At 69.1% G+C, this 10,913-nt stretch carries 8 protein-coding genes; 6 read left to right on the top strand and 2 right to left on the bottom strand.

Translation table 11 applies throughout. The features are described 5' to 3' along the window. Window positions 1-264 (bottom strand): sigma factor (locus WH85_RS44795; RefSeq protein WP_045748316.1); only part of this gene is annotated, 264 nt, incomplete at its 3' end. A gap of 265 nt (window positions 265-529) precedes the next feature. Here WH85_RS44795 and ppgK point away from each other — a divergent pair. Both ppgK and WH85_RS44785 read left to right on the top strand, forming a co-directional pair. Next, complete coding sequence (gene ppgK, locus WH85_RS44790) at window positions 530-1,333, top strand: polyphosphate--glucose phosphotransferase (RefSeq protein ID WP_045748315.1); 804 nt, start codon at window positions 530-532, stop codon at window positions 1,331-1,333. A gap of 22 nt (window positions 1,334-1,355) precedes the next feature. Beyond that, window positions 1,356-1,817 carry a PPOX class F420-dependent oxidoreductase gene (locus WH85_RS44785; protein ID WP_045748314.1) on the top strand — a complete coding sequence of 154 codons (462 nt, stop codon included), beginning with the start codon at window positions 1,356-1,358 and terminating at the stop codon, window positions 1,815-1,817. Between the two features lie 76 nt (window positions 1,818-1,893). On the opposite strand, the gene WH85_RS44780 is transcribed toward WH85_RS44785, so the two are convergent. Next, window positions 1,894-2,487, bottom strand: coding sequence for a hypothetical protein (locus WH85_RS44780; protein WP_045748313.1), 594 nt, complete (start codon window positions 2,485-2,487; stop codon window positions 1,894-1,896). 410 nt (window positions 2,488-2,897) lie between these two features. Here WH85_RS44780 and WH85_RS44775 point away from each other — a divergent pair, with 410 nt between their 5' ends. The 4 genes from WH85_RS44775 to glgB all read left to right on the top strand — a co-directional run bounded on the left by WH85_RS44775 (window position 2,898) and on the right by glgB (window position 10,114). After that, the gene (locus tag WH85_RS44775) at window positions 2,898-4,862 is read left to right on the top strand and encodes an alpha-1,4-glucan--maltose-1-phosphate maltosyltransferase (RefSeq protein WP_045748318.1); all 1,965 of its coding nucleotides are present in this window, start codon (window positions 2,898-2,900) and stop codon (window positions 4,860-4,862) included. A 10-nt stretch (window positions 4,863-4,872) separates the two neighbouring features. Continuing rightward, window positions 4,873-6,630, top strand: a complete 1,758-nt coding sequence (gene treS, locus WH85_RS44770; RefSeq protein WP_045748312.1) for a maltose alpha-D-glucosyltransferase — start codon at window positions 4,873-4,875, stop codon at window positions 6,628-6,630. Then, window positions 6,627-7,940, top strand: a complete 1,314-nt coding sequence (locus WH85_RS44765; RefSeq protein WP_045748311.1) for a maltokinase N-terminal cap-like domain-containing protein — start codon at window positions 6,627-6,629, stop codon at window positions 7,938-7,940. Before treS ends, WH85_RS44765 begins: the two co-directional genes overlap by 4 nt. A gap of 68 nt (window positions 7,941-8,008) precedes the next feature. Next, window positions 8,009-10,114, top strand: coding sequence for a 1,4-alpha-glucan branching protein GlgB (gene glgB, locus WH85_RS44760; protein WP_045748317.1), 2,106 nt, complete (start codon window positions 8,009-8,011; stop codon window positions 10,112-10,114). Window positions 10,115-10,913 lie beyond the last annotated feature (799 nt).

Here is a 10,913-nt window from a genome sequence, read left to right as displayed (position 1 = left end):
GTCGACACCGCGCTCGGGGTCGAACTTGTCGACCGCCTTGATCAGGCCGACGGTGGCGGTCTGGACGAGGTCGTCGGTGGGCTCGCCGCGACCGGAGTAACGGTGCGCGAGATGCCGGGCCAGCGGCAGCCAGGCCTCGATGGCCCGGTCCCGGAGCCGGGCGCGCTGGCGGCCCGGTGGAGCCACCGCCAGCGCGTCGAGTAGGTCGGAGGCGGTGCCCGGCGTCGTGTTCGCCGAGCCGGCCGGAGCGTCGATCACAGTCATGACAGGTCCTCCATCGGTCGGGCAGAGAGCCGTGCCCGCGTACGGCGACCGTTCCTGAACAGCAACGCTATCCGCGGAGTGGACCCGCGGCTAGCCGAAAGTATGAGTGACGTTGCGTGAATGCGGAAACTACTGAGGGAATTCATCCTATGGTGTCAGCCGCCCGGGGTCCGGCAGAGCGCTGGATTGCCCGCCGGGGGAACGTGGTAGACAGCAGCATTGCCCCGGGCGGAGTGCGTCCGGGCTCGGACGGAACGGAAGACGGATGCAGATCCTCGGTATCGACATCGGCGGCTCCGGCGTGAAGGGCGCTCCGGTCGACACCGCACGCGGCGAACTGGCCGGCGAGCGGTTCCGCGTGCCGACCCCCCGCCCCGCGACCGTGGAGAGCGTCGTCGAGGCGGTCGCCGAGGTCGCCGCCCAGTTCGACGGGTACGAGCGGGTCGGTGTCACCTTCCCCGGCGTGGTGGTCGACGGGGTGACCCGGACGGCCGCCAACATCGACAGGTCCTGGATCGACGCCCCGGCCGCCAAGCTGTTCGGCGAGCGCCTGGGCAAGCCGGTCACCGTGCTCAACGACGCGGACGCGGCCGGCGCGGCCGAGGTGGCGTTCGGCGCCGGGCGCGACCAGTCCGGGCTGATCATGATGGTCACCCTGGGCACCGGCATCGGCACCGCGCTCTTCCTGGACGGCGTGCTGATCCCGAACACCGAGCTCGGTCACCTGGAGATCGACGGCCGGGACGCCGAGCTGCTCGCCTCCGACCGCATCCGGGAGTCCGAGGAGCTCAGCTGGGAGAAGTGGGCGCCCCGGGTCGAGCGGTACCTGCGCCACGTGGAGATGCTGCTGGCGCCGCGCCTGTTCATCATCGGCGGCGGTGTGAGCAAGAAGTCCGAGAAGTTCTTCCCGCTGCTCGACCTGCGGACCCCGATCGTGGCCGCCACACTGCTCAACAACGCCGGGATCATCGGCGCGGCGGCCGGCGCCCGGCAGGCGGCGGCCGGCCCCGGCCCGCAGGACCCGGGCGCGATCCAGGTCGACGCGGCCGCCCAGGGCGACCTGGCCTGAACACCCGAGGAAAGAGGCACACATGGCGCGTACCGTCGCCACGAACAACCGGGTCGAGCGGGACGAACTGGTCGCGTTCCTGCGGCCCCGGCATCACGCGATCCTGATGACCACCCGTAAGGACGGCCGTCCGCAGTCGTCGCCGAACACCTGCGGGGTCGACCCCGAGGGCCGGATCGTCATCTCCAGCTACCCGGAGCGGGCCAAGGTGGCGAACATCCGCCGCGACCCGCGGGTCACCCTGTGCGTCCTCTCCGACGAGTGGAACGGCGCGTGGGTGCAGGTGGACGGGACCGCCGAGGTGATCGACCTGCCGGACGCGGTGGAGCCGCTGGTGGAGTACTTCCGCTGCATCTCCGGCGAGCACTCGGACTGGGACGAGTACCGCCAGGCCATGATCGACCAGGGCAAGTGCCTGATCCGGGTCACGATCGACTCGTGGGGCCCGATCGCCACCGGCGGTTTCCCCGCCCGTCTGGCCTGACCCTGGTCAGTACCGCAAGACCGGCGCCGAGGAGGACAGTTACGGCGCCGGCCTTGCGGCCGTATGGGGCCCCGGCTCAGGCCGCCGCGGCGGACGTGGGGGCCTGCTCGGGCTCGGCGTCCAGCAGGTAGAGCAGGGTGTCGCGGTGCATCGCCGCGATCGGCTCGAGCAGGTCGGGGTGGCGCAGCAGCACGGCCGCCTCGAGGTCACGCGGGTCCGGGCTGAGCAGCCGGCGGAACTCGTTGGGCAGGCCACCGGTGCGGCGGCCGTTCGGGCGCGGGCGGGGGTCCGGGACCGGCATCGCGGCGATCACGGCGTCCACGCCGCGACGGGCCAGGGACGGGTCGGCGAGCAGGCAGGCCGCCCAGCTGACCACGGTCTCGTCGACCCAGGTACGCCAGCCCTCGCCGTCGGCGAACTCGTCCTCGGGCTCACTGCCGGCCTTCCAGTCGAGCAGCGCGGAGCCGCCCGGACCGGCGATGGCCACCAGCGCCGCGTCGATCACGGTGGGGTACCGCAGCCAGGCCGCGACCGTGACGGCCTGCCGTGCCTGCAGTTCGGCGAGGGTGTGCGCGACCGTGTTCGCGTCCCCACCGGGGTACGCACGGGCCAGCCAGTGGGTGCTGGCGGCGATCACCGGCGAAAGTGCGGTCGACGACGTACCGGGCACGTCGGGCTCCTCCCTCTGGCGCGGCCGGTGTGGCTCGCGACGGAAGTCCACTCGGCTCGGCACGCAGGCGACTGAGCATGCTCACCCTGATGGCAACGCACGGCAACCGACACACACCCCGGGCCGCGCCGGTTTGCGCCGGAAGGGGAGCCGCGTCCCGGCCGTCCGATCCGGGACCGTGCTCACCGCGTACCCGGAAAAGGGGTTGATCTGAAGGACGACCGACCGCGTCCCGACGCGCCCCGGTAACCGTGCTCCGGTAGGTTATGGCGCATCGGCGGTCGGCCGTTTCATCTTCCCTCACGTCTTGGGCGTTTCATGTTCTCCGTTGCGGAGAAGTCATAGGACGAACGACGGCGGGTTTCCCGGTCGCCGAGTCCTCCCGCGCCCCTCTGATTACGGTGGAGATCATGACCGGACGCTTCCCCATCGAAGACGTGACGCCGGCTGTGTCCGGTGGCCGCTACCCGGCGAAGGCGGTGGTCGGCGAGATCGTGCCGGTCTCCGCGGTGTCCTATCGCGAAGGACATCACGCGCTCGGGGTGAACGTGGTATGGCGTGGCCCCGACGGTCTGACCAAACCCTTCACCCGGATGACCCCCGGCGAGCCCGGCCTCGACAAGTGGCACGGGTCGATCCGGCCGGACGAGCCCGGACGGTGGACGTTCACCGTGGAGGCGTTCGACGATCCGTATCGGACATGGCGCGACGCCGTGGTGAAGAAGATCGGCGCCGGGCAGGGTGTCGAGGATCTGGCCAACGACCTCGCCGAGGGCGCCGAACTGCTGGACCTCGCCACCAAGACCGTCCCCGGTGAGGACGAGGAGCGGGTCCGCGAGGCGGCCGCCGCGCTGCGTGACGAGAACCGGTCACTGTTCTCCCGGGTCACCCCGGCGCTCGACCTCGAGGAACTGCTCTGGCACCACCCGGTGCGGCTGCTGGTGACCACGACCCGCTCGTTCGCCGTCTGGGTGGACCGTGAGCGTGCCCTCTATTCCGCGTGGTACGAGTTCTTCCCGCGGTCCGAGGGTGCCGAGATCGGACCTGATGCCACGCCGATCAAGCACGGCACGTTCCGCACCGCCGCCGAGCGGCTGCCCGCGGTCGCCGCGATGGGCTTCAACGTGGTCTACCTGCCGCCGATCCACCCGATCGGCAAGATCAACCGCAAGGGCCGCAACAACACGCTGGTCGCGCGCCCGGAGGACGTCGGCTCGCCGTGGGCGATCGGCTCGGACGAGGGCGGTCACGACGCGATCCACCCTTCACTCGGCACTTTGGAAGATTTCGTATTCTTTAGGGAGAAAGCGGAAGAGTTGGGCATGGAGGTCGCCCTCGACCTCGCCCTTCAAGCCGCTCCGGACCACCCCTGGGTGAAATCCCACCCGGAGTTCTTCACCACGAAGCCGGACGGCACCATCGCCTTCGCCGAGAACCCGCCCAAGAAATACCAGGACATCTACCCGCTGAACTGGGACAACGACTACCGGGCGCTGCGCGACGAGGTGTACCGCGTCGTCATGCACTGGGTGAACAACGGCGTCCGGATCTTCCGGGTGGACAACCCGCACACCAAGGCCGTCAACTTCTGGCAGTGGCTTATCCCCAAGGTCAAGGAGACGCACCCGGACGTGCTGTTCCTGGCCGAGGCGTTCACCAGGCCGGCCATGATGAACGGGCTCGGCAAGATCGGCTTCACGCAGTCGTACACCTACTTCACCTGGCGTACCACCGCGGCCGAGATGCGCGAGTACATGGGCCAGCTGCTGTCCACGCTCGACTGGATGCGCCCCAACTTCTGGCCGAACACGCCGGACATCCTGCACGAGTCGCTGCAGAACGGCGGCCCGCCGATGTTCAAGATCCGCGCGGTGCTGGCGTCCATGCTCACCCCGTCCTGGGGCCTCTACTCCGGCTACGAGCTCTGCGAGCACGTGCCGCGGCCGGGCGCCGAGGAGTACATCGACAACGAGAAGTTCGAGCTGAAGCCGCGGGACTGGGCGGCCGCCGAGCGCAACGGACGCTCGCTCGCCCCCTTCCTGACCACGCTCAACCGGGTCCGCGAGGAGAACCCCGCCCTGCGCCGGCTGCGCAACCTGCGGTTCCACGAGATCGACAACGGCAACCTGCTGTGCTTCTCGAAACGCGACCCGGACACCGGCAACACCGTGCTGGTGGTCTGCTCGTTCGATTCATCCACCGTGCAATGGGGCAACACCACGCTGGACATGCCGGCGCTGGGCCTGAACTGGCACGACCGATTCATGGTCGAGGACCAGATCACCGGCGCCACGTACGAGTGGGGACAGTTCAACGCGGTCCGGATCGACCCGTTCGTCGAGCCGGCGCACATCTTCGTCGTGCGAGCGAAGTAGGGGGAGCCTGATGGAGCTGGTGAACGAGCACGATCCCGCCGAGGGAAGCCACACCGAGGACGGGGTCGTCGAACACCCCAGCGCCGACGACTTCGGGCACGCCCGCTCGCTGCCCGCCGACCGGACATGGTTCCAGCGAGCCGTCTTCTACGAGGTGCTGGTCCGGGCCTTCTACGACTCGGGGTCGGACGGCGGCGGTGACCTGCGCGGACTCATCGAACGCCTGGACTACCTGCAGTGGCTCGGCGTGGACTGCCTCTGGCTGCCCCCGTTCTACGACTCGCCGCTGCGCGACGGCGGCTACGACATCCGCGACTTCTACAAGGTGCTGCCCGAGTTCGGCACGGTCGAGGACTTCGTGGCGCTGCTCGACGCGGCGCACAAGCGGGGCATCCGGGTCATCACCGACCTGGTCATGAACCACACCTCCGACTCGCACCCGTGGTTCCAGGCGTCGCGGCACGACCCGGAGGGCCCGTACGGCGACTTCTACGTCTGGAACGACACCAGCGAGAAGTACCAGGACGCCCGGATCATCTTCGTCGACACCGAGGAGTCGAACTGGACGTTCGACCCGGTGCGCCGGCAGTTCTACTGGCACCGGTTCTTCTCCCACCAGCCGGATCTCAACTACGAGAACCCGAAGGTGCAGGAGGCGATGCTCGACGTCCTGCGCTTCTGGCTGGACCTGGGCATCGACGGGTTCCGGCTGGACGCGGTGCCCTACCTGTTCGAGGAGGAGGGCACCAACTGCGAGAACCTGCCGCAGACCCACGCCTTCCTCAAGCACTGCCGCAAGGTGATCGACGACGAGTTCCCCGGCCGGGTACTGCTCGCCGAGGCCAACCAGTGGCCGGCCGACGTCGTGGAGTACTTCGGCGACCCCAAGAGCGGCGGCGACGAATGCCACATGGCGTTCCACTTCCCGCTGATGCCGCGCATCTTCATGGCGGTCCGCCGCGAGTCACGTTTCCCCATCTCCGAGATCCTGGCGCAGACACCGGCCATCCCGGACAACACCCAGTGGGGCATCTTCCTGCGTAACCACGACGAGCTGACGCTCGAGATGGTGACCGACGAAGAACGCGACTACATGTACTCCGAGTACGCCAAGGACCCCCGGATGAAGGCGAACGTCGGCATCCGCCGCCGGCTCGCCCCGCTGCTGGAGAACGACCGCAACCAGATCGAGCTGTTCACCGCCCTGCTGCTGTCGCTGCCCGGTTCGCCGGTGCTGTACTACGGCGACGAGATCGGCATGGGCGACAACATCTGGCTCGGTGACCGCGACGGTGTGCGTACCCCGATGCAGTGGACACCGGACCGCAACGCCGGTTTCTCCACCGCCACGCCCGGCCGCCTCTACCTTCCGGTCAATCAGGACCCGGTGTACGGGTACCAGGCGGTCAACGTGGAGGCCCAGCGGGACAGCGCCACCTCGCTGCTCAACTGGACCCGGACCATGCTGGCGGTCCGGCGGCGGCACGAGGCGTTCGCCGTCGGCACCTTCCGCGAACTGGGCGGCTCCAACCCGTCGGTGCTGGCATTCCTGCGCGAGTCGGGCGACGACGTGGTGCTCTGCGTCAACAACCTGTCCCGCTTCCCACAGCCGATCGAACTGAACCTGCAGCACTGGAACGGTTACACGCCCGTCGAACTGACCGGGCACGTGAACTTCCCCCGGATCGGTCAGTTGCCGTACCTTCTGACACTTCCGGGACACGGCTTCTACTGGTTCCAGTTGTGCGGGTCTGAGGAGAAGCAATGACGTTGCCGTACGCCGAGTGGTTACCGCAACAACGCTGGTACGCCGGACGCAGCCGAGTGCTCGCCTCGGTCAAACAGGCCTCCGCGACGTCCCTGCGCGACGATCTGGAACTGGTGCTGCTCGACGTCGAATACACCGACGGCAGCTCCGAGCGGTACCAGATCCTGGTCGGCTGGGGCGCCATCGGCATCCCCGAGTACAGCGCCGTCGCCACCATCGGCACCAGCGACGACGGCCGCACCGGCTTCGACGCCCTGTACGACCCGGACGCGGCCCGCCACCTGCTCACCCTGATCGACGCCTCGGCGACGGCCGGCGACATCACCTTCACCAAGGAACCCGGCGTCACCCTGCCACTGGACGCCGCGCCCCGGGTCTTCGACGCCGAGCAGAGCAACACCAGCGTGGTCTTCGACCAGGACGCGATCCTCAAACTGTTCCGCCGGGTCACCTCCGGCATCAACCCGGACATCGAGCTCAACCAGGTCCTCGGCCGGGCCGGCAACCCGCACGTGGCACGGCTGCTCGGCTCACTGCAGACCGCCGACGACAGCGGCACCTGCTCGCTGGGCATGGTGACGGAGTACGCCGCCAACTCCGCCGAAGGCTGGGCGATGGCCACCACCTCGGCCCGCGACCTGTTCGCCGACGCGGCATTCCGGGCCGACGAGGTCGGCGGCGACTTCCAGGGCGAATCCACCCGGCTCGGCGAGGCCGTCGCGTCCGTACACCAGACCCTCGCCGACGAACTGGGCGCCGGGCCGGCCCCGTTCCCCGTCGACGCGGTGCTGGCCCGGCTGCGCACCGCCGCCAACGCCGTCCCGGAACTCCAGCAGTACGTCCCGGCTATCACCGAACGGTTCACCGCCCTCACCGGCGAACAGGTCGAAGTCCAGCGGGTCCACGGCGACCTGCACCTCGGACAGGTCCTGCGCACCCCGGAGGCCTGGCTGCTCATCGACTTCGAGGGCGAACCCGGACAGCCCCTCGACGAACGGCGCCTGCCCGACTCGACCCTACGGGACGTGGCCGGTGTGCTGCGCTCCTACGAATACGCCGCCTACCAGCTCCTGGTCGACCAGGCCGACGACGAACACCTGGCCGCCCGCGCCCGCGAATGGGTGGACCGCAACCGGGCGGCGTTCTGCGAGGGGTACGCGCGGACCTCCGGCTCCGACCCTCGCGACAGTGCAGCGCTGCTGTCCGCGTACGAACTGGACAAGGCGGTCTACGAGGCCGCGTACGAAGCCCGGCACCGGCCTGGATGGTTGCGGATCCCGATGCGCTCCATCGCCCGGCTTGTCGGATGACCCCCCGGGAGGACGACTCCATCATGATCGGCCAGACCACCTCACGGCTCGCCGCCGACCAGAGGTCCATGAACTCGGTGATCGGCGGGGACACCCACGATCCGCACGCGGTCCTCGGCGCCCACCCGCACGGCGGCCAGACCGTGATCCGCACCCTCCGCAAGGGCGCCACCGCCGTGCACGTGCTGCACGACGGCGAACGCCACGAGATGACCCGGGTACACCCGGACGGGATCTTCGCGGCCGAGCTGGCCGGGACGGTCCTCGACTACCGGCTCGACGTGGACGGGACACAGGTCGACGACCCGTACCGTCATCCGCCCACCCTCGGCGACCTCGACCTGCACCTGATCGGGGAGGGCCGGCACGAGAAACTGTGGAAGGTGCTCGGCGCGCAGCCCCGGGGCACCGGCGTGGCGTTCGCGGTGTGGGCACCGAGCGCCCGGGGCGTGCAGGTCGTCGGTGACTTCGCCGGCTGGGGGCCGTACGACGGCTGGCCGATGCGCTCGCTCGGCTCCAGCGGCGTCTGGGAGCTGTACATCCCGAACGCGCACGTCGGCACCCGGTACAAATACAAGATCCTCGGCCGGGACGGTGTCTGGCGCGAACACGCCGACCCGCTGGCCCAGCACACCGAGATCCCGCCGGCCACCGCGTCGGTCGTCTTCCACTCCGAACACCAGTGGCACGACGAACAGTGGATGCGGGACCGCGCCCGCAAGTCGTGGCACCAGGAACCCATCAGCGTCTACGAGGTGCACCTCGGTTCGTGGCGCCCCGGGCTCTCCTATGTCGAGCTGGCGGACCAACTGGTGCAGTACGTGCTCGAGACGGGCTTCACGCACGTCGAGCTGATGCCGGTGATGGAACACCCGTTCGGCGGCTCCTGGGGTTACCAGGTCACCGGCTACTTCGCCCCCACCTCCCGCTTCGGCACCCCGGACGAATTCCGCTTCCTGGTGGACAAGCTGCACCAGGCCGGCATCGGCGTGATCCTCGACTGGGTGCCCGCCCACTTCCCCAAGGACGAGTGGGCCCTGGCCCGCTTCGACGGCACCCCACTCTACGAACACGGCGACTGGCGGCGCGGCGAACACCCCGACTGGGGCACGTACGTCTTCGACTTCGGCCGCCGCGAGGTCCGCAACTTCCTCGTCGCCAACGCGCTCTACTGGTGCGAGGAATTCCACGCCGACGGCCTGCGCGTCGACGCCGTCGCCTCGATGCTCTACCTGGACTACTCGCGCAAAGAAGGCGAGTGGACCCCCAACCAGTACGGCGGCCGGGAGAACCTGGACGCGATCAGCTTCCTCCAGGAGATGAACGCGACCGTCTACAAGAACCACCCCGGCGTGATGACGATCGCCGAGGAATCCACCGCGTGGCCCGGCGTCACCCGCCCCACCCACCTGGGCGGCCTCGGCTTCGGCTTCAAATGGAACATGGGCTGGATGAACGACACCCTCTCCTACATGGAGAAGGAACCCGTCCACCGGCAGTGGCACCACCACCAGATGACCTTCGCCACCGTGTACGCGTGGAGCGAGAACTACACCCTGCCGATCAGCCACGACGAGGTCGTCCACGGCAAGGGCTCCCTGACCGGCAAGATGCCCGGCGACCTGTGGCAGAAACTCGCCAACACGCGGGCCCTGCTCGGCTTCATGTGGGCGTTCACCGGCAAACAACTGCTCTTCATGGGCGCCGAGATGGGCGACATGCGCGAGTGGAGCGAGGAACGCGGCCTCGACTGGGGACTGCTCCTCGACCCGCAGTTCGCGGGCGTCAAGAACCTGGTGACCGACCTGAACCGGGTCTACCGCGAAACGCCGGCACTGTGGACGCAGGACACGTCCCCGTCCGGCTTCCGCTGGATCACCAGCGAGGACTCCCAGCACAACACGTTCTCGTTCGTCCGCTTCACGCCGACCGGCGACGCCCTGGCCTGCGTGGTCAACTTCGCGGCCATCCCACACGAGGGCTACCGCATCGGGCTGCCGCGCACGGGCCGCTGGACCGAGGTGCTCAACACGGACAGCGACCTGTACGGCGGTTCCGGCGTGGGCAACCTGGGCTCCGTCGAAGCCGACCCGATCCCGTGGCACGGTTTCGACGCCTCGGTCGCGTTGCGGGTCCCGCCGTTGGGCGCCCTGTGGCTCCGTCTGGAGCGCTGATCACGCCTCTTTCCGTTTCCCCGACCATTCCCGCTTCCCCCTAGAGGCACGCCCTTTCCCGCCTGCCTCTAGGGGCACGCCCTTTCCCGCCTGCCTCTAGGGGCACGCCCCTTCCCGCCTGCCTCTAGGGGCACGCCCCTTCCCGCCCTCCCCTAGAGAACTGTGGACGCCCCGACCTCCGTCCGAGGCCGGGGCGTCTCTCCAACTCCGCTTCTCTGGTACGAACGCCGCGCCCCGCTCCCCCAGACCACGACCCTCCGCACCGCGGTCCAGCAGGCATCCCGCCCAGCTCCCCCAGACCACGACCTTCCCAACCGCGGTCCAGCAGGCACCCCGCCCCGATCAAGCTTTCGGGTGCACCGGCCCACCCAGCCCCGACGGTGAACGCCCCCGAACCCGCGATCGGGCACACCAACCGCCCCGCAATCATGATCGGGTACACCAACCGCCCCCAGCCCTCGACCGGGTGCTCCAACCGCCCCCCAGCCCTCGGTCGGGTGCTCCAACCGCCCCACAACCATGACCGGGTACACCAACCGCCCCCGACCCCTCGATCAGGTGCACCAACCGCATCCACGCGCGCCGAACGCACCCGATCAAGCCGCCGGGCGACGTGCTCGTAGAGACCGACGTCGTCATGCACTCACCAGCCCGAACAGAGGGCGCCCGCCCCCGACCACGTCATTGGGTGAGCCAACCGCCCCAGCAAGCAGCCAGCGCACCCGATCAAGCTTTCGGGAGCGCGGACCCACCCAAACCACACGGCAGCCGCCCCCAAACCCATAATCGGGAGCACCCA

The sequence above is a fragment of the Actinoplanes rectilineatus genome, assembly GCF_000962825.1.
GTDB classification, from domain to species: domain Bacteria; phylum Actinomycetota; class Actinomycetes; order Mycobacteriales; family Micromonosporaceae; genus Actinoplanes; species Actinoplanes rectilineatus.
The sequence above is the reverse complement of the archived record's forward strand: the minus strand, read 5'-3'. Positions and strand labels throughout refer to the sequence as shown.

Coding starts and splice junctions, on each gene's coding strand:
- ppgK (WP_045748315.1), top strand. CDS start 530: ATGCAGATCCTCGGTATCGACATCGGCGGCTCCGGCGTGAAGGGCGCT.
- WH85_RS44785 (WP_045748314.1), top strand. CDS start 1,356: ATGGCGCGTACCGTCGCCACGAACAACCGGGTCGAGCGGGACGAACTG.
- WH85_RS44775 (WP_045748318.1), top strand. CDS start 2,898: ATGACCGGACGCTTCCCCATCGAAGACGTGACGCCGGCTGTGTCCGGT.
- treS (WP_045748312.1), top strand. CDS start 4,873: ATGGAGCTGGTGAACGAGCACGATCCCGCCGAGGGAAGCCACACCGAG.
- WH85_RS44765 (WP_045748311.1), top strand. CDS start 6,627: ATGACGTTGCCGTACGCCGAGTGGTTACCGCAACAACGCTGGTACGCC.
- glgB (WP_045748317.1), top strand. CDS start 8,009: ATGAACTCGGTGATCGGCGGGGACACCCACGATCCGCACGCGGTCCTC.